The organism is Actinomadura syzygii (genome assembly GCF_008085905.1).
GTDB classification, from domain to species: domain Bacteria; phylum Actinomycetota; class Actinomycetes; order Streptosporangiales; family Streptosporangiaceae; genus Spirillospora; species Spirillospora syzygii.
On the sequence record NZ_VSFF01000020.1, the window covers coordinates 83,237 to 108,397 of the forward strand.

Below are 25,161 nucleotides of genomic sequence, written 5' to 3' on the forward strand. Positions count from 1 at the left end.
TCTCGATCATGCAGGTTCGTGCGATCAGGCCGGACGAGATCGACAGCGTCCGCGACATCCGCGCCCGCGCCTTCGGGCCCGTCCCGGACGACCTGTGGGCCCGCCGCGCCGAGATGTTCGCGCCGTCGGCCGAGGCCGGGCGGCAGTTCGCCGGGTTCGACGGCGGCGAGGTCGTCGCCACCGGCGCGCTGTACGCGATGACGCAGTGGTGGCACGGCCGGCCGGTGTCCATGGGCGGCGTGAGCTCGATCACCGTCGCGCCCGAGCGGCGCGGGAGCGGGCTCGCCCGGACGATGGTGACCGAACTCCTGGAGCGGTGCGCCGCGTTCGGGCATTCGCTGGCCGTCCTGTATCCGGCCACGACGACGCTCTACCGGAAGCTCGGCTGGGAACACGCGGGCGCGCAGCACCACGTTGAACTGCCCGCAGAGGAGTTGCGCACGGTGGCCGCCGAGCGCGTGCCCGTCCGGCGAGTCGGGCCCGAAGACGCGGCGCGGGTCGCCGCCGTCGTCGGCCGCGCGCACGAGGACGCCCGCGACTGCGGCCCGGTCGGGTACGACGAGCCGCGCTGGCGGGCCGTCCTCGCGCTGCCCGGCCTCTTCTCCTACCTGGCCGACGACGGCTTCCTCGCCTACCGGTGGGCGGACGGCAACACGCATCTTGAGGTCGCCAAGCTCGTGGCGTCGTCGGAGCGGACGCTGCGGGCGCTGTGGGCGATCGTCGGATCCGGCTCGTCGACGGCCGCGACCGTCCGGGCGTGCGTGTCGCCGATGGACCCCGTCCTGTGGATGCTGCGCGAGCGCGAGCACGAGAACGTCCGCCGGAGCCAGTGGATGCTCCGCCTGGTGGACGCGTCCGCCGCGATCGAGGCGCGCGGCTACCCGGACGGCGTCGCGGGCTCAGTGCCCCTTCTCATCGACGATCCGCAGCGTCCCGCGAACTCGGGGCACTGGCGGCTGGAGATCGCGGACGGCCGCGGACGCCTGGAGCGCTCCGTCGAGGACCCGGCCGCCGTCCGGGTCGGGGCGCGGGGGCTCGCGGCGCTCTACGCGGGCGTGCCGGTGTCGACGCTGCGCCTGTCCGGCCTGCTCGGGGGCGGTGACGCGGGCGTGCTGTCCGCCGCGTTCGCCGCCGCGCCGTTCTCCCTCGACTACTTCTGAGCGCCTCCTTCCGGACGACACGCCCGCGGCCCGTGCCGGTGTCACGCCGAGTTGGTAGCGTGTTCGGCCGAACAGGTGATCGAAGGAGCGGCCGTGCGGGTGATGGGGGTGGACCCCGGGCTCACCCGGTGCGGGGTGGGGGTCGTCGAGGGCGCCCCGGGCAAGCGGCTCGGCCTGGTGCACGTGTCCGTCGTCCGGACCGCGCCCGGCGACGAGGTCGCCCTGCGCCTGCTGGGAATCGAGACGGGCATCGAGGCCCTGGTCGAGGAGTTTCGCCCCGACGCCGTCGCCGTGGAGCGCGTGTTCGCCCAGCACAACGTCCGCACCGTGATGGGCACCGCGCAGGCCGCCGGGGTCGCGATGCTGGTGGCCGCCCGCCGCGGCCTGCCCGTCGCGCTGCACACCCCGAGCGAGGCCAAGGCCGCCGTCACCGGGAACGGCCGCGCCGACAAGGCGCAGGTGACGAGAATGGTGACGCGCCTGCTCGCGCTGGACGCGCCGCCCACCCCCGCGGACGCCGCCGACGCCCTCGCGCTCGCCATCTGCCACGTGTGGCGCGGCGGCGCGCGGGACCGCCTCGCCCGCGCGCAGCGGACGCGGATCGAGCAGGCGGCGGACGCCGAGCGCGCCCGGCTCGCCGCCCGGAGCAGAGGAGGAACCAGCGAGTGATCGCCTTCGTCAGCGGCCGGGTGGCCGCCGCCGGACCCGACGGGGCGGTGATCGACGTCCACGGCGTCGGCCTGTCGGTGCAGTGCACCCCCACGACGCTCGCCGGGCTGCGGGTCGGCGACCACGCGAAGGTGCCGACCTCGCTGGTCGTCCGCGAGGACTCCCTCACCCTGTTCGGGTTCGCCGACGACGACGAGCGCGCCGTCTTCGAGTTGCTGCAGACCGCGAGCGGCATCGGCCCGCGGCTGGCGCTGGCGATGCTCGCCGTGCACACGCCGAACGCGCTGCGCCACGCGGTCGCCGCCGAGGACCTGACCGCGCTGACCAAGGTCCCCGGCATCGGGAAGAAGGGGGCGCAGCGGCTCGTGCTGGAACTGCGCGACCGGCTCGGCGGCCCGGTCGGTGACGCCGCCGCCGACCTCCGCGCGCCCGCCCGCGCCGAGCCGTGGCGCGAGCAGGTCCAGATGGGCCTGATCAACCTCGGCTGGTCCGCCAAGGACGCCGACGCCGCCGTCTCCGCCGTGGCGGCCGACCTCGACGGCGCCGAAGCGCCTCCCGTCGCCGTTCTGCTGAGGTCCGCGTTGAAGAAACTGAGCAAGGGATGAGTGAGCCGGAGCGGCTGGTGTCGGCGGACGCGGTCGGCGCGGAGGAGCAGGCGATCGAGGCCGCGCTGCGGCCGAAGATGCTGGACGACTTCGTCGGCCAGGAGCGCGTCCGCGAGCAGTTGTCGCTGGTGCTGCACAGCGCGCTGCGGCGCGGCCGGACGCCCGACCACGTGCTGCTGTCCGGCGGCCCCGGCCTCGGCAAGACCACCCTCGCCATGATCATCGCGGCGGAGCTGGGGCGGCCGCTGCGGATCTCCTCCGGCCCGGCGATCGAGCGGGCCGGTGACCTCGCGGCCGTGCTGTCCACGCTCGCCGAGGGCGAGGTCCTGTTCCTGGACGAGATCCACCGGCTGGCCCGTCCCGCCGAAGAGATGCTCTACATGGCCATGGAGGACTTCCGCGTCGACGTCGTCGTCGGCAAGGGCCCCGGCGCGACCGCGATCCCGCTCGACATCGCGCCGTTCACGCTGGTCGGCGCCACCACCAGGGCCGGGATGCTGCCGGGCCCGCTGCGCGACCGGTTCGGCTTCGTCGCGCACATGGACTTCTACGAGCCCGCCGAGCTGGAGGTGATCGTCCACCGGTCGGCGCGGCTGCTGGACGTCGAGATCGCCGCCGACGCCGCCGCCGAGGTCGCCGGGCGCTCGCGCGGCACCCCCCGGATCGCCAACCGGCTGCTGCGCCGCGTCCGCGACTACGCGGAGGTCCGCGGCGACGGGACGGTGACCTGGGAATCCGCGCGGTCCGCGCTCGCGTTGTACGAGGTGGACCAACGGGGCCTCGACCGGCTCGACCGGGCCGTGCTCGGATCGCTGCTGCGCAAGTTCGGCGGCGGTCCGGTGGGCCTGTCGACGCTGGCGGTGTCGGTGGGGGAGGAGCCGGAGACCGTGGAGGTCGTCGCGGAGCCGTTCCTCGTCCGGCAGGGCCTGCTGGCCAGGACGCCGCGCGGAAGGGTGGCCACGGGCGCCGCATGGGCGCATCTGGGGCTCACTCCGCCGCCGACCGCGCCCATGGCCGGGACGCTGTTCGATTTGGACCGGGACGATCCGGAAAGCTCGGAATGATGATCTTCGGGTAACGGGTTGGGAACTTCCCGGCGTCACCGATCGTCGCGTCGTTGCCGGGGTCTCGCGTACTCTCTAGACTCCGGGACCTGGTTCACCGTCTCCAGCCGGCGGTCCCGTGGTACGTGACCGGTCCGGTCACTGGCTGGACAAACGACATCGGAAGGATGCCCCGGTAATGGGCAGCGACATGATTCTCGCGGCGGGCTCGGGCGGAAGCGGGGCCTTCAACCTGCTGCTGCTCCTCGCCGTGCCCCTGGTCTTCTACTTCTTGCTGATCCGCCCGCAGAGCAGGCGGCGCAAGGAGCAGATGCAGATGCAGAACGCGATGACGCCGGGCGCGCGCGTGCTGACGACCAGCGGGATGCGTGCCACCGTCGTGGAGGTCGACGACGACGGTCTCGTGCTGGAGATCGCGGAGGGCGTCGAGGTCCGCTTCGTCAAGCAGGCCGTGATGCAGGTTCTCAAGGACGAGCCGGACGACGTCGACGACGAACTCGACGACGAGCTCGACGGGGACGACGACCAGGACGAGGACGACGACCGCGTCGACCTGTCCAAGGACGCCGGCACCGACGCCTCGGCAGAGGACGAGGCGGACGGTGAAGACGGGGCAGATGAGTCCGAGCCCAAGGGGAGGGCCAAGGTCAAGGCGGCGGACAAGCCGTCCGCCTGATCTCTTCCGGTTTCGACTCCAGACGGGAAGTAAGACGACAAGTGGCTCCGTCAAGCAGCGCTCCCAAGCCCGGGCGCACGCTCCTCGCGCTCTTCGCGACCTTGGTCGTCCTCGCCGGCGTGGCGGTCTGGCAAGGGCAGACGAAGCCCAAGCTCGGGCTCGACCTCGCCGGCGGGACGACCGTGACCCTCACCGCCAAGACCCCGAACGGCAAGAACCCGCCGGCCGAGCAGATGAACCAGGCCGTCAAGATCATGACTCAGCGGGTCAACGGCCTCGGGGTCTCGGACGCGGAGGTCACGAAGCAGGGCAGCAACAACATCGTGGTCAACGTCCCCGGTGAGGGACAGGGCCGCGTCGTCAACCTGATCGGAACGACCGCCAAGCTCCAGTTCCGGCAGGTTTTCGCGATCGCCGACGGCAAGCCCACCTCGGGCGCCCCGCCGGCCCCGTCGCCGAGCCCCACCGGCAAGGCCAAGGACGGCGCGAAGAAGGACAGCAAGAGCCCGTCGCCGTCCGGGAGCGCGTCCGCGTCTCCGTCGGGGTCGGCCACGCCGCGCGGCCGGGCGCTGTCGGGCGCGCTGGCCGCGCCGACGCCGAAGCCGTCCGGGTCCGGCGCGCCGACGGCGGCCCCGACGCCGTCGTCGCCGCTGGTGCAGCCGTCCGGGCAGCCGCAGGCTCCCGCGCAGGACTACCCCGGCGTCACCGACAAAGCAGTGATCAAGCAGTTCGAGACGCTCGACTGCTACGGCGGCGACAAGCGCGTCCCCGGCGCGAACGACCCGAACCGCCAGTTCGTCGCCGCCTGCGACCAGAAGGCGGAGGACGACCGGGTCACCAAGTACATCCTCGGCCCCGTCCGGGTGCTCGGCGAGAACGTCGACAAGGCCAACGCGATGCCGCCGAACTCGCAGCAGGGCCAGGCGAGCTGGTCGGTGTCGCTGAAGTTCGACGGCAAGGGCGCCAAGCAGTTCGGCGCGGTCACCACCGACGCCTCCGGCGCCTACCAGCAGGACCCGAACTCCCCGCGGGCGCAGGTCGCGATCGTCCTGGACGGCCAGGTCGTGTCGGCGCCCAGCATCCGGGAGGGCGCGATCACCGGCGGCACCGCCAGCATCGACGGCCCGCCCGAGAGTTTCGACCAGCAGTACGCCAACGACCTCGCCAACGTGCTGAAGTACGGCGCGCTGCCGCTGGAGTTCAAGCAGAGCTCGATCGACGAGGTGTCCTCGACGCTCGGCTCCGACCAGCTCAGCGGCGGCCTCGTCGCGGGCGCGATCGGGCTCGGGCTGGTCGTGCTCTACTGCCTGTTCTACTACCGGGGCCTCGGCCTCGTGGCGGTGTCCAGCCTCGCGGTGGCGTCCATGGTCACCTATCTGGCGGTCGTCATCCTCGGTGAGGGGATGGGCTTCCGGCTGTCGCTGCCGCACATCATCGGCCTGATCGTCTCCATCGGCATCACGGCCGACTCGTTCATCGTCTACTTCGAGCGCCTGCGGGACGAGCTGCGCGCCGGCCGCCGGCTCCGCCCGTCGGTCGAGAACGCCTGGAAGCGGGCGCGGCGCACCATCCTCGTCGCCGACGCCGTGACGTTCCTCGCCGCGCTGGTGCTGTACTTCCTCGCGGTGGGCGGCGTCGCCGGGTTCGCGTTCGCGATGGGCCTGACGACGCTGATCGACATCGTCGTGGTGTTCTTCTTCACGAAGCCGCTGGTTGCGCTCCTGTCCCGGACGAACTTCTTCGGCCGGGGCCATCCGCTGTCCGGGCTCGACCCGAGACGGCTGCACCGCGCGACGCAGAAGTCGACCGCCGCCGCCGTCGGCACGAGCCAGGAGGGCTGAGCCATGGGACTGCGTGCGGTCACTTCCCGGATCTACCGCGGCGAGATCAGCGCCGACATCGTCGGCCGGCCGAAGATCTGGGCCACGATCTCCGGGCTGCTGCTGGCCCTGTCGATCGCCGGACTGCTCGTCCAGGGGCTGAACTTCGGCGTCGAGTTCAAGGGCGGCTCCGTCTTCACCTTCAAGTCCGCGGGCACCTCGATCGAGGACGTGCGCGGCGCCGTCACCGGCGGCGGCGCGCACCAGGCGATCGTGCAGAAGGCGGGCAGCGACTGGCGCGTGACGACGGAGAGCCTGTCGTCCGCCCAGGTCACCGAGGTCAAGACGGTCGTCGGCAAGAAGCTGAACGTCGCTCCGGACAAGATCAGCACCCAGGTCGTCGGCGCCTCCTGGGGCGGTGAGATCCAGAAGAAGGCGTGGCAGGCGCTGATCGTCTTCATGATCTTGATCATCGCCTACCTGTCCGTCGCGTTCGAGTGGCGGATGGCGGTCGCCGCCGTCGTCGCGCTGGTGCACGACCTGATCATCACGGCGGGCGTGTACGCCTGGTCCGGGTTCGAGGTCACCCCGGCGACGCTGCTCGGCTTCCTGACGATCCTCGGGTACTCGCTCTACGACGCGGTCGTGGTCTTCGACATGATCAAGGAGGTCACGAAACCGCTCGGGCCGACCTCGAAGACCACCTACAGCGAGGCGGCCAACCAGGCACTCAGCAGTACGCTGGTCCGCTCCCTGAACACCTCGCTGGTGGCGATCCTGCCGGTCGGCGCGATCCTGTTCATCGGGACGACGCTGTTCGGCGCGGGCACCCTCAAGGACCTGTCGCTCGCGCTGTTCGTCGGCATGATCGTCGGGACGTACTCGTCGATCTGCGTGGCGACGCCGCTGCTCGTCCAGTTCAAGGAGCGCGAGCCGAAGTACAAGCAGATCCGCGAGAACATCGCCCGCCGCGAGCAGAGCACGAAGCGGCAGGCCAAGACCGCGAAGGTCAAGGCCACGGCGGGCGCCTCCGGCGGCGGGCCGGACGACGGGCCGCCCGGCTCGGACGACGACCCGGACGACGCGGGCGGCGGGTCCACCGACGACGTCCGCGGCAGCGTCACCGTCCGCAAGGTCGTGAACTCCGGGCCGCGCCAGCAGCCGAAGCGCGGCACCCGGCAGCAGCGCCGCGGCGGCAAGTAGGCCGTCCGAAGGCCGTGCCCGCGCCCGCCCGGGGCGAGACAGCCCCCGGCGGACGCGGGCACGGCGCGTGTCCGGGCCCTTTCGCCCGGCCGCGGAAGAGTGGAATACCTCACAGGGAGCGCAACGTGGACCTCGGCAAGCTGATCCAGGACCGGATCCGCGACGTGGACGACTACCCGAAGGCCGGGGTCGTCTTCAAGGACATCACGCCGCTGCTGGCCGACCACGTCGCGTTCGCGGGAGTCGTGGACGCGATCGTCAACCACCACGGCCGCGGCACCATCGACAAGATCGTCGGGATCGAGGCGCGCGGGTTCATCCTCGCCGCGCCCGTCGCCTACCACTTCGGCGCGGGCTTCGTGCCGGTGCGCAAGAAGGGGAAACTGCCCGCGGCGACGCACGAGGAGACCTATGATCTCGAATACGGAACCGAGACGATCGAGATCCATCTCGACGCGCTCGAACCGGGCGACCGTGTACTGATCGTCGACGACGTCCTCGCCACCGGCGGGACGGCCGCGGCCACCGCCGAACTCGTCCGCCGGGGCGGCGGGGAGATCGCCGGGCTGTCCGTCCTGATGGAGCTGTCGTTCCTGAACGGACGCGACAAGCTGCGGAATCTGGACGTTCATTCACTCGTTACGGTCTAGTACGAAATAGGCGCCGGATACACTGGCGCCATCAGGGCCCGGCGGGAACGGGCGCGTCCCGCCGGTCAGGGGGAACGAGCGCCCGCGTGGACCAAGGAGGCTGGGTGCCAGGTGAGGTGGTATCGACCGACGCGGTGAACGACACCGCCGCGCCGACGACGGGGGACGTCCAGGCGCCGCCCGGGCCGGAGCGCCCGCCGGAGCAGGCGCCCGCCGCCGGTCGGACCGGCGCGCGGCGAGCCCCGGCCGAACGGCCGGCCGAGAAGCCGGCCGCCGCGAAACCCGCGCCCGGCGAACCCGCCGAGGATCCCGCAAAAGGCCCTGACCGAAAATCCGCCGAGAAACCCGCCGACCCCGCCGCCGACAAGCCCGCCGAGAAGTCCGGCACCGCGTCCGCGGCCGAGAAGCCCGCGGCGCCCGCCCGGAAATCCGAGCCCGCCGTCCCGTCCAGGCCCACGCCGGCCACGATTCCACCGTCTGCCGCCCGGGTGCGCCGTAGGCTCGCCAGGTTGGGCGCCCAGCGCGGCCCCACTATGAACCCGGTACTCGAACCACTGATCAAGACGGTCCGCAACACCCATCCGAAGGCGGACCTGCGGCTCATCGAGCGCGCCTACGACGTCGCCGCCCACTACCACCGCCACCAGAAGCGCAAGAGCGGCGACCCCTACATCACGCACCCCCTCGCGGTCGCGACGATCCTCGCCGAGCTCGGCATGAACACCGAGACGCTCTGCGCGGCGCTGCTGCACGACACCGTCGAGGACACCCCGTACACGCTGGAGCAGCTGACCACCGAGTTCGGCGACGAGATCGGCGCGCTCGTCGACGGCGTCACCAAGCTCGACAAGGTCAAGTACGGGGAGGCGGCGGAGGCCGAGACCGTCCGCAAGATGGTCGTGGCGATGTCCCGCGACATCCGCGTCCTGGTGATCAAGCTCGGCGACCGGCTGCACAACATGCGCACCCTGCGCTACATGCCGCGCCACAAGCAGGAGAAGAAGGCCCGCGAGACCCTTGAGGTGTTCGCGCCGCTCGCGCACCGCCTCGGCATGAACACGCTGAAGTGGGAGCTGGAGGACCTCGCCTTCGCCACCCTGTACCCGAAGCGGTTCGACGAGATCGCGCGGCTGGTGTCCGAGCGCGCCCCGCGCCGCGACGTCTACCTGCAGGAAGTGATCGAGAACGTCTCCACCGACCTGCGCGAGGCCCGGATCAAGGCCACGGTGACGGGACGGCCGAAGCACTACTACTCGATCTACCAGAAGATGATCGCGCGGGACGTCAGCTTCGACGACATCTACGACCTGGTCGGCATCCGGGTCCTCGTCGACAGCGTCCGCGACTGCTACGCCGCACTCGGCTCGATCCACGCGCGGTGGAACCCGGTCCCCGGCCGGTTCAAGGACTACATCGCGATGCCGAAGTTCAACATGTACCAGTCGCTGCACACGACGGTGATCGGCCCGGAGGGCAAGCCCGTCGAGCTGCAGATCCGCACCTGGGGCATGCACCGGCGCGCCGAGTACGGCGTCGCCGCGCACTGGAAGTACAAGGAGGAGACGGTCGGCGGCCGCAAGGCCGGCGACATGCAGTGGCTCCGCCAGCTCCTCGACTGGCAGAAGGAGACCGCCGACCCGGCCGAGTTCCTGGAGTCGCTGCGGTTCGACCTGTCGGTGTCCGAGGTGTTCGTGTTCACGCCGAAGGGCGACGTGATCGCGCTGCCGCAGGGCGCGACGCCGGTCGACTTCGCGTACGCGATCCACACCGAGGTCGGGCACCGATGTATCGGCGCCCGCGTCAACGGGCGCCTCGTCCCCCTCGAATCGACCCTCGACAACGGCGACACCGTCGAGGTGTTCACCTCCAAGTCGCAGGACGCGGGTCCGAGCCGCGACTGGCTCGGCTTCGTCAAGAGCGCCCGCGCCCGCAACAAGATCAAGCACTGGTTCTCCAAGGAGCGCCGCGACACCGCGATCGAGTCCGGCAAGGACGCCATCGCCCGCGCGATGCGCAAGCAGAACATGCCGCTGCAGCGGATGATGTCCGGCGAGGCGCTGCTCGCCCTCGCCCGCGACCTGCGCTACCCGGACGTGTCGTCGCTGTACGCGGCGGTCGGCGAGAGCCAGGTGTCGGCGCAGAACGTCGTCCAGAAGCTGGTGGACGCGCTCGGCGGCGTCGAGTCCGCCGACGAGGACCTCGCCGAGATCGCGCTGCCGACGCGGCGCAAGCGGAGCCGTCCCGCCGGTGACCCGGGCGTCGTCGTCGCGGACGACCCGGACGTCTGGGTCCGGCTGTCCCGGTGCTGCACCCCGGTGCCGGGCGACGACATCGTCGGGTTCGTGACGCGCGGGCACGGCGTGTCCGTGCACCGCGCCGACTGCGCGAACGTCGCCAGCCTGAAGTCGCAGCCCGACCGGCTGATCGACGTGAAATGGTCACCGGGGGAGGAGTCGGTCTTCCTCGTGGCGATCCAGGTGGAGGCGCTCGACCGGCCGCGGCTGCTGTCGGACGTGACCCGCGTCCTGTCCGACCAGCACGTGAACATCCTGTCGGCGTCGGTCACGACGACCCGCGACCGGGTCGCGGTCAGCCGGTTCACGTTCGAGATGGGCGACCCGAAGCACCTCGGGCACGTGCTGAAGGCCGTCCGGTCCATCGACGGCGTGTACGACGTGTACCGGACGACCAGCGGCGCCACCCGCTAGGGGCGGCGCCGCTGCCGTCGGGTCAGTCTTCGGCCGGTTCCTCGTCCTCGGGGACGAAGTCGACGCCCGCCTCCGCCCGCTGCTGCGGGCTGATCGGCGTCGGCGCGGCGGTCAGCGGGTCGTACCCGGACGCCGCCTTCGGGAACGCGATCACGTCGCGGATCGAGTCCTGCCCGGCGAGGAGCATGACGGTCCGGTCCCAGCCGAAGGCGATGCCGCCGTGCGGGGGCGGGCCGAACTTGAACGCCTCCAGCAGGAACCCGAACTGCGACTCGGCCTCCTCCTTCGACAGGCCGAGCACGTCGAACACCCGCTGCTGCATCTCCACCCGGTGAATACGGATCGACCCGCCGCCGATCTCGTTGCCGTTCAGGACGAGGTCGTAGGCGTCGGCGAGGGCGGAGCCCGGGTCGTCGTGGAAGGTGTCGGCGAACTCCGGCTTCGGCGCGGTGAACGGGTGGTGCACGGCCGTCCAGCCGATCCGCTCGCCCTTGTCGTCCTCGACCGGCTCGAAGATCGGCGCGTCGACGACCCAGACGAACTCCCACGCCGTCTCGTCGATCAGCTCGCGGCGGCGGCCGATCTCCAGCCGGGCCGCGCCGAGCAGCTCCTGCGTGGCGTGCCGCTTCCCGGCGCCGAAGAACACCGCGTCGCCGGGGGCGGCGCCGGTCTTCGCGGCGAGGCCGTCCTTCTCGGCGTCGGACAGGTTCTTCGCGACGGGGCCGCCGAGGGTCCCGTCGTCCTGGACGAGCACGTACGCGAGGCCGCGGGCGCCGCGCGCCTTGGCCCAGTCCTGCCAGGCGTCCAGCTCCTTGCGGGTCTGGGACGCGCCGCCCGGCATCACGACCGCGCCGACGTACGGGGCCTGGAAGACGCGGAACGACGTGCCGGAGAAGTACTCGGTCATGTCGGTCAGCTCGAGGCCGAACCGCAGGTCGGGCTTGTCGGAGCCGTACCGGGCCAGCGCGTCGGCGTAGGTGATGTGGGGGATCGGGCGCGGGACCTCGTACCCGGCGATCTCCCTCCACAGCCGGGCGACGAGGTCCTCGCCGACCTTGAGGACGTCGTCCTGGTCGGCGAACGACATCTCGATGTCGATCTGGGTGAACTCGGGCTGCCGGTCGGCGCGGAAGTCCTCGTCGCGGTAGCAGCGGGCGATCTGGTAGTAGCGCTCCAGGCCGCCGACCATGAGGAGCTGCTTGAACAGCTGCGGTGACTGCGGCAGCGCGTACCAGTGGCCCGGCTTGAGCCGGACGGGGACGACGAAGTCGCGCGCGCCCTCCGGCGTCGACCGGGTCAGCGTCGGCGTCTCCACGTTGACGAAGCCGTGCTCGCGCATCACCTCGTGCGCGAGGAACGACGCCTCCGAGCGCACCTTCATCGCCCGCGCGACGGAGTCGCGGCGCAGGTCGAGGTACCGGTACTTGAGCCGGATCTCCTCGTTGACGTTGACGTCGCCCTCGATCGGGAACGGCAGCGGCGCGGCGTCCGACAGCACCTCGATGTCGGCGGCGGCGACCTCGACGTCGCCGGTCGGCAGCTCGGGGTTCTCGTTGCCCGGCGGGCGGACGCGCACCTCCCCGACGACCTTGACGCAGAACTCCGAGCGGAGGTCGTGCGCGGTGTCCTCCTCCCGGAAGACCACCTGGGCGACGCCGGACGCGTCCCGCAGGTCGATGAACGTGACGCCGCCGTGGTCGCGGCGGCGGCCGACCCAGCCGGCCAGCGTGACCTGCTGCCCGGCGTGCTCCTTGCGGAGCGTCCCCGCCTCGTGCGTGCGGATCATTTGGAGAGCCTCTCCTTCAACGTCGTGACGATGCCGGTGAGCGGGACGGCGGTCTGCTCGCCCTCGGCCAGGTCCTTGACCTGGGCGACGCCGTCCGCGATATCTCGCTCCCCGAGGATCACGGCGTACCGGGCGCCGGATCGGTCGGCGTCCTTCATCGCGCCCTTCAGCCGCTTGCCGCCGAACGCCATGTCGGCGGCGATCCCGGCCCGGCGCAGCTCGTCCACCAGCGCGAACATCCGCCGCTCCGCCGCGTCGCCGAGCGCCACCCCGAACGCCTCGCAGCGCGGCCGCGCCTCGAACGCGACGTCCCCGCCCTCCTGCGACTCGGCGTCCATCGCGAGGAGCGTGCGGTCGAGGCCGAGGCCGAACCCGATGCCGGGAAGCGGCGGGCCGCCGATGTCCTCCGACAGGCCGTCGTAGCGCCCGCCGCCGCCGATGCCGGACTGCGCGCCGAGCAGCGGGTGGTCGAACTCGTAGGTCGTGCGGGTGTAGTAGTCGAGCCCGCGGACGAGGGTGGGGGTGTCCTCCCACGCGATGCCGAGGTCGGCGAGCAGCTCGCGGACGCGGTCGTGGTACGCCTTGCACGCCGGGCACAGGTGGTCGGCCATCAGCGGGGCGCCGCCGAGCTGGGCCCGGACCTGGGGGCGCTTGTCGTCCAGCACCCGCAGCGGGTTGATCTCGACGCGGGCGCGGGTGTCCTCGTCGAGGTCGAGGCCGCGCAGGAAGTCCTGCAGCAGGGCCCGGTAGGCCGGGCGGCACTCCTTGCAGCCGAGCGAGTTCAGCAGCAGCCGCACCCGGGTCAGCCCGAGGGACCGGTACCAGTGCCACGCGATCGCGATGGTCTCGGCGTCGACGCGCGGGTCCTCGCTGCCGATCGCCTCCAGGTCGAGCTGGTAGAACTGCCGGTACCTGCCCTGCTGCGGGCGCTCCGCGCGGAACGCGGGGCCGCTCGTCCACACCTTCACCGGCAGCGCGCCCCGGTGCAGGTTGTTCTCCAGGACGGCGCGCAGCACCGACGCGGTGAACTCGGGACGCAGCGTCAGCGACCGGCCGCCGCGGTCCTCGAAGGTGTACATCTCCTTGGACACCACGTCGGTGGACTCGCCGACGCCCCGCCTGAAGAGGTTGGTGTCCTCGAAGACGGCCAGCTCCAGGTAGCCGTAACCGGCCAGCCGCGCCCGCTCGGCGAACGCCTCGCGGACGGCGTAGAGAAGGTCCGCGCGCGGCGGAACGTATTCACTGACCCCCTTGGGGGCCCGGAAGCTCGAACTCATGGTCTCTCTGGCTCAGAATCCCTTGTTGGGCCCGTTCGGCGGAACCGCCCGGTCATTCCCTGAACCCGGAGAGAGCTCCGAGAGGAACGGGTTCGTCGCGCGCTCGCGGCCGATTGTGGTCTGCTGTCCGTGGCCGGGCAGGACCGCCGTCTCGTCGGGCAGGCTGAGGCACACCCGGGACAGGCTGGCGAGGATCTCCTCGTACGATCCGCCCGGCAGGTCGGTGCGTCCGATGGACCCGGCGAACAGCAGGTCGCCGCTGAACATCACGTCCGGCAGCTCCGCGGTCTCCGGCGTCCGGAACGTCACCGACCCCGGCGTATGGCCCGGGGCGTGGTCGACGGTGAAGCTCAGCCCCGCGAGTTCCAGCACCGACCCGTCGGCCAGCTCCTTCACCTCGTCCGGCTCGGACAGCTCGAGGCCGCCGAAGAGCTGCTGGCCCGGGCCGAGGGACAGCCCCTTGGCCGGGTCGGTGAGCAGCTCGCGGTCGTCCGGGTGGATGTAGGCGGGGACGTCCTTCGCGCCGCAGACCGGCGCCACCGACCAGACGTGGTCGATGTGGCCGTGGGTCAGCAGCACCGCGACCGGCTTCAGCCGGTGCTCGCGCAGGATCGCGTCGATCCCCGCCTCGGCGTCCTCGCCGGGGTCGACGATCACGCACTCCTCACCCGCGGCGGGCGCCACGACATAGCAGTTCGCGGCGAACGATCCGGCGGGGAACCCGGCGACGAGCACGGTCGTCCTTCCTTCGAGGCATCACGGGCGGCCTGTCCGAGGGTACCGGCGCGGCCATGGCCGCGGCGAACGAGATCGCGGCCGCCGTGTCGCGGGACGGGGTCCCGGGGCCCCGCGGGCCCCTCCCTGAAAGCGGACGCGATTTTACTCGCGGGTGCCGCTACTATGCGCTGCACGTTCACCTGATCACACCGGAGGGACAGGCCCGTGGCGGGGAAGGACCGCAAGAAGGAGATCGCGCGGCAGCGCTATGAGCGGCAGCAGCAGCGGCGGGCGCAGGAGGCGGCGCGGGCGCGCCGCGTCAAGCTCGTCGGCGCCGCGGCCGCGGTGGCGGTGGTCGCCGTCGGCGGCGGCGTGTTCATGGTGGCGACCGGCAAGGACGACGAGTCCACGGCCGACGGCCCGAAGTGCGCCTACAAGGCGGCCCCGAACGAGGGCGCGCCCAAGGGGCTCGGGACTCCGCCGGCGAAGCCCGCGCACACGGGGACCGTCCAGGCGACGGTCAAGACCAACAGCGGCGACGTGGAGATGCAGCTCTACGGCGAGAAGGCGCCCTGCACGGTCGGGTCGTTCGTCTACCTCGCGGAGAAGAACTTCTACGACAAGTCGCCGTGCCACCGGCTGACGAGCGGCGGCCTGAACGTCCTGCAGTGCGGCGACCCCACGGGGAAGGGCACCGGCGGGCCGGGCTACGGGTTCGCGAACGAGAACACCAGCGGCGCTACCTACACCGAGGGCACGCTGGCGATGGCGCACAGCAACCTGCCCGACTCGAACGGCAGCCAGTTCTTCATGGTGTACAAGGACTCGCAGCTCCCGCCCGACTACACCGTCTTCGGGAAGATCACCAAGGGGCTGGACGTGCTGACGAAGATCGCGGACGCTGGTTCGGACCCGAAGGGCGACGGCAAGCCGAAGAAGAAGGTAGAGATCCAGGACGTCACGATCGCCGGGAAATAGGCGAACGGGATACTAAGGTGTGGAGGGTCCGGAGGGCGGTAGTTCGTCCGGACCCGCGATTCAGGAGGCAAGGGTGTCCAGCGCGACCGATCCCTGGGGCCGGGTGGACGAGGACGGCACCGTCTATGTCAGGACGTCGGGCGGCGAGCGGGTCGTCGGCTCCTGGCAGGCCGGCGCGCCCGAAGAGGCCCTGGCCTACTTCAAGCGCAAGTACGACTCGCTCGTCACCGAGATCGGCCTGCTCGAACAGCGCGTCCGCACCACCGACCTGCAGCCCGCGCAGGCCCAGCAGAGCATCGACCGGCTCCGCGAGGCCGTCTCCGGGGCGCACGCGGTCGGCGACCTCGACGCCCTCGGCCGCCGCCTGGACGGCCTGACCGCGCAGGTCGGCCGCCGCCGCGAGCAGGTCAAGGCCGAGCGCGAGCAGCACCGCTCCGAGGCCCGCGTGGTCAAGGAGCGGATCGTCGAGGAGGCCGAGCGGATCGCGGCCGAGGAGACCCACTGGAAGAACGGCGGCGAGCGGCTGCGCCAGCTCGTCGAGGAGTGGAAGGCCGCCGACCGCATCGACCGGCCCACCGAGACCGCCCTGTGGAAGCGCCTGTCGTCGGCCCGCAACGCGTTCACCAAGCGCCGCAAGGCGTATTTCGCGACGCTGGACGACCAGCGCGAGGAGTCCCGCCGGGAGAAGGAGCGCCTGGTCGTCGAGGCCGAGGCGCTGTCGGGCTCCACCGAGTGGGGCGAGACCGCCGCCGCCTACCGCGACCTGATGCGCCGCTGGAAGCTCGCCGGACGCGCGTCCCGCGACGCCGAGGAAGACCTGTGGACGCGCTTCAAGGCCGCCCAGGACACCTTCTTCCAGGCCCGCAGCGCGGTGTTCGCCGAACGCGACGCCGAGTTCCGCGTGCACGCCGAGGAGAAGGAGAAGCTCCTCGCCGAGGCCGAGCGGCTGCTGCCCGTCCGGGACATCCGGCAGGCCAGGCAGTCGCTGCGCGCCATCCAGGAGCGCTGGGAGGCCGCCGGGATGGTGCCCCGCGACCAGCGCGACCGCCTCGAGGGACGGCTCCGCAAGATCGAGGAGACCGTGCGCGCCGCCGAGGAGAACGAGTGGCGCCGCACCAACCCCGAGGCCCGCGCCCGCGCCGAGGCGACCGTCGCCCAGCTGCGCAGCTCCATCGAGCAGCTGGAGAAGCGCCTCGGCAAGGCCCGCGACGCCGGCCGCGAGAAGGACGTCAAGGAGTCCGAAGAGGCCATCAGCGCCCGCCGCGCCTGGCTCGAAGAGGCCGAACGCACCCTCGCCGAGTTCTCCTGATCTGATCTCCGGCCGGGCCGCGCGGCTAGACCGGGGTGCGGCCCAGGAAGGAGAGCATTCGCGTTTGCTCGTCGGCGCCCTGTGGGGCCCGGCGGGGCGGGGCGAGGTGGCCTCGTGCGCGCAGGGGCGCGGCGACGACCTGGGCGGTCGCGAAGGCGTGGTGGACGAGGTCCGGGTCCAGCCGGGACGGCTGGCCGGTGGCCTCTGCCAGGTCCCAGGCGTGTACCAGCGGCTCCAGGATGTAGCCCTCCAGGAAGTCGCCGAGCGGCAGGTCGCCCAGCTCGCCGAACGGGACGGGACGGCTCAGCGCGGCCGGGGTGAGGGCGGCGGTGCAGTCCTCGCGGGCCGTCCGCCAGCACAGCAGGACGTCGTCCGGCGCGAACCGGGCCGGGTCGGCGTTGACCTCCGGGGCGGGTTCCCCGGCGGCGAGCGCGAGGACCATGCGCTGCCCGCCGGTCACGTGCCCGGCGACGTCGCGGGCGGTCCAGCCGGCGCACGGCGACGTCGCGTCCCAGCCGTCCCGGGGGACGCCGGCGACCAGGCCCTCGAACAGGTCGAGGGCCCGGTGGTAGCCGCTGAGGTTCTGAGCCATGGTGGTCAGTGACGCGCGATCCGACCGCCCTGTCAAGCGTTATCGCGAAGGTCGCCCACCGGCCGGGCGTCAGGCGGCGGCGCGCTGCCGGAGCATCCCCTCCATCAGGCGGATCTCGGCGCGCTGGCCGTCCACCATGGTGCGGGCGAGGCGGCGGACGAGGTCCCGCCCGGTGCGGGCCAGCACCGCCTCCGCCATCGCGACGCCGCCCCGGTGGTGGGCGATCATCAGCCGCAGGAACCGGGCCTCGGCGTCGCGTCCGGACGCCCGCTCCAGGTCGGCGAGCTGCTCGCGCGTCGCCATCCCGGGCATCGCCGCGTCGCCGCTCGCGGCCGGGCTCCCGTGGCCGCCGTGCCCGGACATCCAGCGCATGCGCCCCGCCGGGTCGGTCTTCGGCAGGCCCCACTCGTCCAGCCAGGCCGTCATCATGCCGATCTGGGCGGACTGCGTGTTGATGATGTCGTAGGCCAGCAACCGGACCTCGGGGTCGTCCGTGCGGTCCCGGACGATGAACGACATCCGCACCGCCTGGGCGTGGTGGGCGCTCATGTCGCGGGCGAACCCGGCCTCGGGGCCGTCTCTGCCCGGCTCGCCCGAGCGGGCGACGCTGAGCGCCACCAGCACCGCGCCGGTGAGGAGGACGAGGACCGCGAGGACGACGGTGACCCGCCGTCCTCGCGGCGCCCCGCCGGTCACGGGGTGTCCTTGGCCCCGTCGCAGGGCGCGCCGGGCTCGGGCGTCTGCGGGCCCTTGACGTAGGCGCGCAGGAACTGGTCCACGCGCGCGTCGGAGGCGTCCTGGACCTTGACCTGGCGTCCCCACGCGCTGAGCGCGATCGGGGCGTCCAGCGACGGGTACGGGCTGAGGAACGTGTAGTCGGTCCCGTTGACCTTGCCCTTGAGCGCGTCGAGCTGGGCGGCGGCCAGGCCGGGGCGGTACGCGATCCAGACGGCGCCGTGCTCCAGCGCGTGGACGGCGTTCTCGTTGCGCAGCGGAGCGTCGTACACACGTCCGTCGCAGTTCTGCCAGGTGGGGTCGTGGGCGCCGCCCATCGGCGGGGCGGTGTCGTAGCGGACGGGGCTCGTGGTGTGGTCGCGGGACAGGCCGTCCTTGGTCACCATCCCGGAGATGGACGCGGAGTCGTCCGCCGACGACGGACGGGACTGCATGAACGCATAGCCGATGGCGACGAACGCCACCACTCCGATCACGGTGAAGAAACCGATGACGCCCCAGGGGATCTCACGCTTGGTGAGCACGTTCTTCTGGGCTTTCTTGCGCGCGTTCTGGTTGCGGGCGCTCTTGGACATGAGAGCGGTCCTCTCGTACAGGCTCTGAATTGGCTGCGGACATGAAGGCAGCGCCGTATCGCGGGGGACACGGCGGCGAAGTGGCCTTACGGCCGGTCCGTCACAGCCGGAGAACCTGGAGAGCGGGCCGGGGCGCGAACGCGGACGCGCCCCTGAAGATCGGGGCGAGGGCCCAGCCGACGCGGGCGGGCAGCCGCAGGCCGCGGCGGCGCAGGACGGCCGCCAGCCCAAGCAGGACGAGGGTGAACACGACGGCGAGGCACAGGCACACGTCGACCGGCGCCTGCGACGGCACCCGCTTCGCGGGCCCGGACACCGCCGCTCCGCCGGTCAGTACCGCGTCAGCGGCGCTGTGAAGGCTCTGGAGCGGCGAAACCCCGGCGTCCCGCGCCTCGTGCCCGGCGGCGGACGACGCGGCCGCGACGGGGACGCTCACGGCGTGCTGGGTGCAGACGCGCGGCGGCGGCGCGTGCCCCAGCCCGTAGCTGAAGATCAGTCCGCCCACGACGAAGAGCGCCACGAGCAGGCCCGCCGGCCCGTGCCGACGGCGCCGGGTCATACCGGACACTCCGTCACGCTCCCGAATGCGCCTTCAATGCGCCCTACGCGCCGTTCCAACGCGGCAGCCCCGCCTCAGGTTCCATGGGGCCCGCGACCCTCGGACGAGGCGGAACCCTCCTGACGTAGCAGGAGGATCCGGTCAGGGCGCCCCGAAGATGAAGCCTATGACTCGATCGGGGGCCGAGGGCACGGCGTTGCGGAACCAGCGGCGGGTCTCGCGTGTGGTGCTGGCCACCGTCCTCCAGATCGGGGTCATGGCCGTGGTCCTGCTCGTCTACGAGTACGGCCGGCACCTCGCGGACGGGCGTCCCGCCCATGCGTTCTCCAACGCGCGATGGTTGTGGGACGCCGAACGCGCCCTCCGCCTGCCCGACGAAGCCTCCCTGCAGAACTGGGCGCTCGGCTGGGACGGCTGGGTGCGCGCCGCGAACCAGTACTACGTCCGCGTCCATTTCCCGGCGACCACGGTCTTCATGGTGTGGGTGTGGTTCCGGCACCGGCGGGCGTGGCCGCGCGTGCGCGCGGCGGTCGTCCTGTCGGCCGCGGCGGCGCTGGCGCTCCACTTCGCGTTCCCGCTGGCGCCGCCCCGGATGCTGCCCGGCCACGGGCTCGTCGACCTCATGCGCGCCTACGGGCCGAGCGCGTACGCGGCCGAGCCCGGCAGCGGCCTCGCCAACCAGTTCGCCGCGATGCCGTCGCTGCACGTCGGCTGGGCGGTGCTGGTCGCGTGGGGCGTCGTCCGGTACGGGCGCGGCCGGTGGCGGTACGTCCTCGTCGCCCATCCCGTGATCACGCTGCTCGTCGTCGTGCTCACCGCGAACCACTACTGGCTGGACGGCCTCGTCGGCTCGGCGATCGTCGCCGGCGTGCTGTGGCTGACGTCGGCCGTGCCCTGGCTGGACGACGGGCTGGGGCTGGACGACCGGCTGGACGACCGGCTGGACGACCGGGAGGGCGGGCCGTCCGGCGCTGTCGGCGCCCCGAGATAGTGTCGGAGCGTGACCGACAGGGCGGAATCGGGCGAGCCTGAGGGCCTCTTCGACGCCCCGGCGCCACCGGAGGCCGCGGGCCGCCCGGCGACGCCGGGCCTGGACGCGCGCCCCGACCGGCACCAGGTGGCGCAGCCTCTGTCGGCGCAGCCGCTCGCCGTGCGGATGCGCCCGCGCGCCCTCGACGAGGTGGTCGGGCAGGGACACCTGCTCGGGCCCGGCACCCCGATCCGGCAGCTCGTCGACCGGGACGTCCCCATGTCGCTCGTCCTGTGGGGCCCGCCCGGCACCGGCAAGACGACCCTCGCCACGGTCGTCAGCCACGTCACCTCGCGCCGGTTCGTGGAGATCTCCGCGGTCAGCGACGGCGTCAAGCGCGTCCGCGCCGAGATCGACCTCGCCCGGCGCGAGCTCGGCATGGCCGGACGGCAGACCGTCCTGTTCGTCGACGAGGTCCACCGCTTCAACAAGGCCCAGCAGGACGCGCTCCTCCCCGCCGTCGAGAACCGCTGGGTGTCGTTCATCGGCGCCACCACCGAGAACCCGTTCTTCTCCGTCATCAGCCCGCTGCTGTCCCGCTCGCTGCTGCTCACCCTGGAGCCGCTCGGCGACGACGAGCTGCGCGAGGTCATCCGCCGCGCGCTGACCGAGGAGCGCGGCCTGAACGGCGCGGTCACCCTCGAACCGGCCGCCGAGGACCACCTCATCCGCCTCGCCGGCGGCGACGCCCGCCGCGCCCTCACCTACCTGGAGGCCGCGTCCCTGGTCGTCGACGACGGCGGGACGGTCGACGCCGACGTCCTGGAGAAGGCCGTCGACCGGGCCGCCGTCCGCTACGACCGCGAGGGCGACCAGCACTACGACGTCATCAGCGCGTTCATCAAGAGCATCCGCGGCAGCGACGTCGACGCCGCGCTGCACTACCTCGCCCGCATGATCGAGGCCGGCGAGGACCCGCGGTTCATCGCCCGCCGCCTCATCGTGCACGCCAGCGAGGACGTCGGCATGGCCGACCCGACCGCGCTGCAGACCGCGGTCGCCGCCGCGCAGGCCGTCGAGTTCGTCGGCCTCCCCGAGGCCCGCATCAACCTCGCCCAGGCGGTCGTGCACCTGTCGCTGGCGCCCAAGTCCAACGCCGTGATCATGGCGGTGGACGGGGCGCTCGCCGACGTCCGCAAGGGCCTCGCCGGGCCCGTCCCCGGCCACCTGCGCGACGCGCACTACAAGGGCGCCGCCAAGATCGGGCACGGCGAGGGCTACAAGTACGCGCACGACCATCCGGGCGGCGTCGTCCGGCAGCAGTACGCCCCCGACGCCGTGCGGGGCCGGGAGTACTATCGCCCGACCAGGCACGGAGCCGAATCCCGGTTCACCGAGGTCCTCGCGCGGATACGCTCCGTCCTGCGCGGCGAACGGTGATCGCCCGCCCGGCCGGTGGTCCCGCCACACGGCCCGGGGGACCGGTAAGGTCTGTCAGGCCGTGTCGCCTCCGGGCGGGCGCGGCCGAGCCGAACTCGCACGAAACGGAAAGCCCTGATGCTCACTGGTGGACAGCTCGCGGGTCTCATCGTGGCCGTGTTCTGGGCGGTGCTCGTCTCGTTCATCGCGCTCGCCCTGCTGCGGCTCTCCCGCCTCCTCGCCGAGGCGGGCGAGGTCGTCCGTGAGATCGGCGACCAGGCCGCCCCCCTGCTGGACGACATGTCCCGGACGGTCCGCCGCGCCGACGAGCAGCTCGGCCGCACCGACGTCATCACCAAGCAGGTCGCCGGGGTGACGCAGAACGTCTCGGCCGTCACCACCGTCATGACCTCGGTGGTGGGCGGGCCGCTGGTGAAGGCTGCCGCGTTCTCCTACGGGGTCCGCAAGGCGCTCGCGAACGGCGGCCGCGACGGCGAGGCCCGTGCCGAGACCCGCGCCGATGGCCGGGCTGCCGCGCCGTCCAGGCCGCAGCTCCAGGCCGGTCCGGAGTCGCGGCGGCGGTCCCGTCCGACCCGGAGGGGGCGGCGATGAGGCGGCTGTTCTGGGTGACGGTCGGCGCGGGCGCCGGAGTGTACGCCTCGCACCGCGTCAAGCGCCGCGTGGAACGCTTCGCGCGCACCTGGTCGCCGGGCGGCGTCGCGGCGCGGGCCGTGGCCACCGGGCAGGGCGCGGGCGACCGGCTGAGGCATTTCGCCTCCGACGTGCGTACCGAGATGAAGGCCCGCGAGGACGAGATCCGCGAGGCCGTCCGACTGGACCAGGCCCCGCCGGACGCCCTCGCCGCCCGGCCCCGCCGGGTGCTCAGGGCGCGGTACACGATCGTCGGCGAGCCCGCCGACCACCGCATCGATCACGGCATCGACCCCGGCACGGACCGCGGCATCGATCACAGCGACGACGAGAAGGATGGCCACTGATCATGGAGTCGGCAGAGGTGGCGCGCCGCTTCCTCGGTTTCTTCGAGGAGCGCGGGCACACGGTGGTGCCCTCGGCCAGCCTGGTCGCCGAGGACCCGACCCTCCTGCTGGTCAACGCGGGCATGGTCCCGTTCAAGCCGTACTTCCTCGGCCAGCGCACGCCGCCGTCCCCGCGGATGACCAGCGCGCAGAAGTGCGTCCGGACGCCCGACATCGAGGAGGTCGGCAAGACCACCCGGCACGCCACGTTCTTCCAGATGCTGGGCAACTTCTCCATCGGCGACTACTTCAAGGAGCAGGCGATCCCGTTCGCCTGGGAGCTGCTGACCCGGTCCAGGGACGACGGCGGCTTCGGCTTCCCCGAGGAGAAGCTCTGGGTCACCGTCTTCAACGACGACGACGAGGCCGTGGGGCTCTGGCACGACAAGGTCGGCGTCCCCCTCGACCGCATCCAGCGGCGCGGCATGGAGGACAACTTCTGGTCGATGGGCGTCCCCGGCCCGTGCGGCCCGTGCTCGGAGATCTACTACGACCGCGGCCCCGAGTACGGCCGCGAGGGCGGCCCCGTCGCCGACGAGGACCGCTACCTCGAAGTGTGGAACCTCGTCTTCATGCAGTACGAGCGGGGCCCGGGGGAGAGCAAGACCGACTTCCCGATCCTCGGCGACCTGCCCTCGAAGAACATCGACACCGGCATGGGCCTCGAGCGCATGGCGGCGATCCTGCAGGGCGTCGACAACATCTACGAGACCGACACGCTGTGGCGCGTCCTCGACCGCGCCGCCGGGCTGACCGACACCCGGTACGGCCGCGAGCACCGCGCGGACGTGTCGCTGCGCGTCATCGCCGACCACGTCCGCAGCGGGACGATGATGGTCGCCGACGGCATCCGCCCGGGCAACGAGGGCCGCGGCTACGTGCTGCGCCGCATCCTGCGCCGCTCCATCCGCAACCTGCGCCTGCTCGGCGGCGAGGACGCGGGCCTCATGCACGAGCTGACCGCCGTCGCGATCGCCGCGATGGGCGAGCAGTACCCGGAGCTGGTCCGCACCGCCGCGAACATCCACACGGTCATCGACGCCGAGGAGGACTCCTTCCTCCAGACGCTCCGCACCGGCACCGCGATCTTCGACACCGCCGCCGAGCAGACCCGGCGGGCGGGCGGCGCGACCCTCGCGGGCGACCAGGCGTTCAAGCTGCACGACACCTACGGGTTCCCGATCGACCTCACCCTGGAGATGGCGTCCGAGCAGGGCCTCCAGGTCGACGAGGAGGGCTTCCGGCGGCTCATGCGCGAGCAGCGGGAGCGCGCCAAGAAGGACGCCCGCGACAAGAAGACCGGCAACCTCGACGTGTCCGTCCTCGACGAGCTGCTCACCGGCGCGGGCGGCCGGGTCGACTTCATCGGCTACCGGCACCTGCTCGGCGACGCCCGCCTCGTCGGGCTGCTGGTGAACGGCGCGAACGCGCCCGCGGCGGGGGAGGGCACCGAGGTCGAGGTCGTCCTCGACCGCACCCCCTTCTACGCCGAGGGCGGCGGCCAGCTCGCCGACCACGGGGTGATCCGGCTCGGCAACGGCGCCGTCATCGAGGTGACGGACGTCCAGTCGCCGCTCGCCGGGCTCATCGTCCACCGCGGCAAGGTCGCGAGCGGCGAGGCGCAGGCCGGCGACACCGCGCACGCCGAGGTGGACGTCGAGCGCCGCCGCGCCATCTCCCGCTCGCACACCGCGACCCACATGGTGCACGCCGGGTTCCGGCGGGCGCTCGGCGAGTCCGCGGCGCAGGCCGGGTCGGAGAACTCGCCCGGCCGGTTCCGGTTCGACTTCACCGCGTCGGGGGCCGTCCCGCCGAGCGTGCTCCGCGACGTCGAGGACGAGGTCAACGACGTCCTCGTCGGCGACCTCGACGTCCGCGCGTTCCACACCTCGATCGACGAGGCCCGCGCGATGGGCGCGCTCGCCCTGTTCGGCGAGAAGTACGGCGACGAGGTCCGGGTCGTCGAGGTCGGCGAGTACTCCCGGGAGCTGTGCGGCGGCACGCACGTCGCGCGGTCCGGGCAGCTCGGCCTGATCAAGGTGCTGGGCGAGGCGTCGATCGGCGCGGGCGTCCGCCGCGTCGAGGCGCTCGTCGGCATCGACGCCTTCCGGTTCCTGGCGCGCGAGAGCGTCCTCGTGGCGCAGCTCGCCGAGCAGTTGAAGGCGCGCAAGGAGGAGCTGCCCGAGCGCGTGTCCGGCGTCGTCTCGCGGCTGCGCGAGGCGGAGAAGGAGCTGGAGAAGCTCCGCTCCCGGCAGGTGCTCGCCGTCGCCGGGTCGCTCGCCGACGGCGCCGAGGACGTGAACGGCATCGCGTTCGTCGGCCACCGCGCCCCGGACGGCACCGGCGCCGACGACCTGCGCAAGCTCGCCGTGGACGTGCGCGGGCGGCTGACCGCCCGGCCCGCCGTGGTGATGGTCGCGGGCGTGCCGAAGGACCGTCCCGTCGTGGTCGTCGCCGTCACCGAGGGCGCCCGCGAGCGCGGCCTGAAGGCGGGCGCGCTCGTCGGGCTGGCGGCGAAGGCGCTCGGCGGGGGCGGCGGCGGCAAGGACGACCTCGCCCAGGGCGGCGGCGCGAACCCGGGCGCCGTGGGGGAGGCGCTCGCCGCCGTCCAGCAGGCCGTAGGGGCCGCGTGAGGCCGGGGCTTCGGGGGGA

The 25,161-nt window shown here is 72.5% G+C and carries 23 protein-coding genes; 16 read left to right on the forward strand and 7 right to left on the reverse strand.

From position 1 onward, the window contains the following. The first annotated feature begins 8 nt into the window (after positions 1 to 8). The 9 genes from FXF65_RS41535 to FXF65_RS41575 all read left to right on the forward strand — a co-directional run bounded on the left by FXF65_RS41535 (position 9) and on the right by FXF65_RS41575 (position 10,555). A complete protein-coding gene (locus FXF65_RS41535; RefSeq protein ID WP_148355979.1) occupies positions 9 to 1,160 on the forward strand; it encodes a GNAT family N-acetyltransferase in 1,152 nt (383 codons plus the stop codon). 93 nt (positions 1,161 to 1,253) lie between these two features. Next, complete coding sequence (gene ruvC, locus FXF65_RS41540) at positions 1,254 to 1,829, forward strand: crossover junction endodeoxyribonuclease RuvC (RefSeq protein WP_148355980.1); 576 nt, start codon at positions 1,254 to 1,256, stop codon at positions 1,827 to 1,829. After that, positions 1,826 to 2,434 carry a Holliday junction branch migration protein RuvA gene (gene ruvA / locus FXF65_RS41545; protein ID WP_148355981.1) on the forward strand — a complete coding sequence of 203 codons (609 nt, stop codon included), beginning with the start codon at positions 1,826 to 1,828 and terminating at the stop codon, positions 2,432 to 2,434. Before ruvC ends, ruvA begins: the two co-directional genes overlap by 4 nt. Continuing rightward, positions 2,431 to 3,498 carry a Holliday junction branch migration DNA helicase RuvB gene (gene ruvB, locus FXF65_RS41550; protein WP_148355982.1) on the forward strand — a complete coding sequence of 356 codons (1,068 nt, stop codon included), beginning with the start codon at positions 2,431 to 2,433 and terminating at the stop codon, positions 3,496 to 3,498. Before ruvA ends, ruvB begins: the two co-directional genes overlap by 4 nt. A gap of 178 nt (positions 3,499 to 3,676) precedes the next feature. Beyond that, positions 3,677 to 4,174 carry a preprotein translocase subunit YajC gene (gene yajC / locus FXF65_RS41555; RefSeq protein WP_187412803.1) on the forward strand — a complete coding sequence of 166 codons (498 nt, stop codon included), beginning with the start codon at positions 3,677 to 3,679 and terminating at the stop codon, positions 4,172 to 4,174. A 41-nt stretch (positions 4,175 to 4,215) separates the two neighbouring features. Further along, a complete protein-coding gene (secD, locus tag FXF65_RS41560) occupies positions 4,216 to 6,015 on the forward strand; it encodes a protein translocase subunit SecD (RefSeq protein ID WP_246199457.1) in 1,800 nt (599 codons plus the stop codon). Positions 6,016 to 6,018: 3 nt separating this feature from the next. Continuing rightward, entirely contained in the window at positions 6,019 to 7,197 is a 1,179-nt protein-coding gene (gene secF / locus FXF65_RS41565) for a protein translocase subunit SecF (RefSeq protein ID WP_148355983.1), read from the forward strand. Positions 7,198 to 7,322: 125 nt separating this feature from the next. Further along, the gene (locus FXF65_RS41570) at positions 7,323 to 7,847 is read left to right on the forward strand and encodes an adenine phosphoribosyltransferase (protein WP_148355984.1); all 525 of its coding nucleotides are present in this window, start codon (positions 7,323 to 7,325) and stop codon (positions 7,845 to 7,847) included. A gap of 533 nt (positions 7,848 to 8,380) precedes the next feature. Continuing rightward, positions 8,381 to 10,555 (forward strand): RelA/SpoT family protein, encoded by a 2,175-nt coding sequence (locus FXF65_RS41575; RefSeq protein WP_222869028.1) that lies wholly within the window; start codon positions 8,381 to 8,383, stop codon positions 10,553 to 10,555. A gap of 22 nt (positions 10,556 to 10,577) precedes the next feature. Here the strand turns inward: FXF65_RS41575 and aspS are convergent, their stop codons facing one another. The 3 genes from aspS to FXF65_RS41590 are packed head-to-tail and all read right to left on the reverse strand — an operon-like array spanning position 10,578 to position 14,353. Further along, the gene (gene aspS / locus FXF65_RS41580; protein ID WP_148355985.1) at positions 10,578 to 12,341 is read right to left on the reverse strand and encodes an aspartate--tRNA ligase; all 1,764 of its coding nucleotides are present in this window, start codon (positions 12,339 to 12,341) and stop codon (positions 10,578 to 10,580) included. Continuing rightward, complete coding sequence (gene hisS, locus FXF65_RS41585) at positions 12,338 to 13,618, reverse strand: histidine--tRNA ligase (protein WP_148355986.1); 1,281 nt, start codon at positions 13,616 to 13,618, stop codon at positions 12,338 to 12,340. The genes aspS and hisS overlap by 4 nt, the downstream gene beginning before the upstream one ends. A gap of 12 nt (positions 13,619 to 13,630) precedes the next feature. Beyond that, a complete protein-coding gene (locus tag FXF65_RS41590; protein WP_148355987.1) occupies positions 13,631 to 14,353 on the reverse strand; it encodes an MBL fold metallo-hydrolase in 723 nt (240 codons plus the stop codon). Positions 14,354 to 14,560: 207 nt separating this feature from the next. Here FXF65_RS41590 and FXF65_RS41595 point away from each other — a divergent pair, with 207 nt between their 5' ends. Together FXF65_RS41595 and FXF65_RS41600 are read left to right on the forward strand one after the other, a co-directional pair. Next, positions 14,561 to 15,313: a peptidylprolyl isomerase gene (locus tag FXF65_RS41595; protein ID WP_148355988.1), complete on the forward strand. Its 753-nt coding sequence runs from the start codon at positions 14,561 to 14,563 to the stop codon at positions 15,311 to 15,313. Positions 15,314 to 15,386: 73 nt separating this feature from the next. Continuing rightward, positions 15,387 to 16,622: a DUF349 domain-containing protein gene (locus tag FXF65_RS41600; RefSeq protein ID WP_148355989.1), complete on the forward strand. Its 1,236-nt coding sequence runs from the start codon at positions 15,387 to 15,389 to the stop codon at positions 16,620 to 16,622. A gap of 25 nt (positions 16,623 to 16,647) precedes the next feature. Here the strand turns inward: FXF65_RS41600 and FXF65_RS41605 are convergent, their stop codons facing one another. The 4 genes from FXF65_RS41605 to FXF65_RS41620 form a co-directional block, all read right to left on the reverse strand. Continuing rightward, on the reverse strand, positions 16,648 to 17,214 hold the full coding sequence (locus tag FXF65_RS41605) for a TIGR03086 family metal-binding protein (RefSeq protein WP_148355990.1): 567 nt from the start codon (positions 17,212 to 17,214) through the stop codon (positions 16,648 to 16,650). Between the two features lie 69 nt (positions 17,215 to 17,283). Next, the gene (locus tag FXF65_RS41610; RefSeq protein WP_246199458.1) at positions 17,284 to 17,910 is read right to left on the reverse strand and encodes a DUF305 domain-containing protein; all 627 of its coding nucleotides are present in this window, start codon (positions 17,908 to 17,910) and stop codon (positions 17,284 to 17,286) included. Beyond that, a complete protein-coding gene (locus FXF65_RS41615) occupies positions 17,907 to 18,524 on the reverse strand; it encodes a thioredoxin-like domain-containing protein (protein ID WP_148355991.1) in 618 nt (205 codons plus the stop codon). The genes FXF65_RS41610 and FXF65_RS41615 overlap by 4 nt, the downstream gene beginning before the upstream one ends. Before the next feature lie 100 nt (positions 18,525 to 18,624). Then, entirely contained in the window at positions 18,625 to 19,083 is a 459-nt protein-coding gene (locus FXF65_RS41620) for a hypothetical protein (RefSeq protein ID WP_148355992.1), read from the reverse strand. Positions 19,084 to 19,249: 166 nt separating this feature from the next. On the opposite strand from FXF65_RS41620, the gene FXF65_RS41625 reads away from it, so the two are divergent. The 5 genes from FXF65_RS41625 to alaS all read left to right on the forward strand — a co-directional run bounded on the left by FXF65_RS41625 (position 19,250) and on the right by alaS (position 25,142). Further along, positions 19,250 to 20,074 carry a phosphatase PAP2 family protein gene (locus tag FXF65_RS41625; RefSeq protein WP_187412804.1) on the forward strand — a complete coding sequence of 275 codons (825 nt, stop codon included), beginning with the start codon at positions 19,250 to 19,252 and terminating at the stop codon, positions 20,072 to 20,074. Positions 20,075 to 20,239: 165 nt separating this feature from the next. After that, a complete protein-coding gene (locus FXF65_RS41630; protein WP_246199465.1) occupies positions 20,240 to 21,493 on the forward strand; it encodes a replication-associated recombination protein A in 1,254 nt (417 codons plus the stop codon). Positions 21,494 to 21,610: 117 nt separating this feature from the next. Then, a complete protein-coding gene (locus FXF65_RS41635; RefSeq protein WP_148355994.1) occupies positions 21,611 to 22,084 on the forward strand; it encodes a DUF948 domain-containing protein in 474 nt (157 codons plus the stop codon). Continuing rightward, positions 22,081 to 22,470 carry a hypothetical protein gene (locus tag FXF65_RS41640; protein WP_246199459.1) on the forward strand — a complete coding sequence of 130 codons (390 nt, stop codon included), beginning with the start codon at positions 22,081 to 22,083 and terminating at the stop codon, positions 22,468 to 22,470. The genes FXF65_RS41635 and FXF65_RS41640 overlap by 4 nt, the downstream gene beginning before the upstream one ends. A gap of 2 nt (positions 22,471 to 22,472) precedes the next feature. Next, entirely contained in the window at positions 22,473 to 25,142 is a 2,670-nt protein-coding gene (gene alaS, locus FXF65_RS41645) for an alanine--tRNA ligase (protein ID WP_148355995.1), read from the forward strand. The last annotated feature ends 19 nt before the right edge of the window (positions 25,143 to 25,161 follow it).

What these genes read in the sequence shown, in the direction of transcription:
- aspS (WP_148355985.1), bottom strand. Translation starts at nt 12,341, where the DNA reads ATGATCCGCACGCACGAGGCGGGGACGCTCCGCAAGGAGCACGCCGGG.
- alaS (WP_148355995.1), top strand. Translation starts at nt 22,473, where the DNA reads ATGGAGTCGGCAGAGGTGGCGCGCCGCTTCCTCGGTTTCTTCGAGGAG.
- secF (WP_148355983.1), top strand. Translation starts at nt 6,019, where the DNA reads ATGGGACTGCGTGCGGTCACTTCCCGGATCTACCGCGGCGAGATCAGC.
- FXF65_RS41640 (WP_246199459.1), top strand. Translation starts at nt 22,081, where the DNA reads ATGAGGCGGCTGTTCTGGGTGACGGTCGGCGCGGGCGCCGGAGTGTAC.
- FXF65_RS41605 (WP_148355990.1), bottom strand. Translation starts at nt 17,214, where the DNA reads ATGGCTCAGAACCTCAGCGGCTACCACCGGGCCCTCGACCTGTTCGAG.
- ruvB (WP_148355982.1), top strand. Translation starts at nt 2,431, where the DNA reads ATGAGTGAGCCGGAGCGGCTGGTGTCGGCGGACGCGGTCGGCGCGGAG.
- FXF65_RS41575 (WP_222869028.1), top strand. Translation starts at nt 8,381, where the DNA reads ATGAACCCGGTACTCGAACCACTGATCAAGACGGTCCGCAACACCCAT.
- FXF65_RS41535 (WP_148355979.1), top strand. Translation starts at nt 9, where the DNA reads ATGCAGGTTCGTGCGATCAGGCCGGACGAGATCGACAGCGTCCGCGAC.
- FXF65_RS41625 (WP_187412804.1), top strand. Translation starts at nt 19,250, where the DNA reads ATGACTCGATCGGGGGCCGAGGGCACGGCGTTGCGGAACCAGCGGCGG.
- FXF65_RS41630 (WP_246199465.1), top strand. Translation starts at nt 20,240, where the DNA reads ATGCGCCCGCGCGCCCTCGACGAGGTGGTCGGGCAGGGACACCTGCTC.
- FXF65_RS41620 (WP_148355992.1), bottom strand. Translation starts at nt 19,083, where the DNA reads ATGACCCGGCGCCGTCGGCACGGGCCGGCGGGCCTGCTCGTGGCGCTC.
- yajC (WP_187412803.1), top strand. Translation starts at nt 3,677, where the DNA reads ATGGGCAGCGACATGATTCTCGCGGCGGGCTCGGGCGGAAGCGGGGCC.
- hisS (WP_148355986.1), bottom strand. Translation starts at nt 13,618, where the DNA reads ATGAGTTCGAGCTTCCGGGCCCCCAAGGGGGTCAGTGAATACGTTCCG.
- FXF65_RS41615 (WP_148355991.1), bottom strand. Translation starts at nt 18,524, where the DNA reads ATGTCCAAGAGCGCCCGCAACCAGAACGCGCGCAAGAAAGCCCAGAAG.
- FXF65_RS41635 (WP_148355994.1), top strand. Translation starts at nt 21,611, where the DNA reads ATGCTCACTGGTGGACAGCTCGCGGGTCTCATCGTGGCCGTGTTCTGG.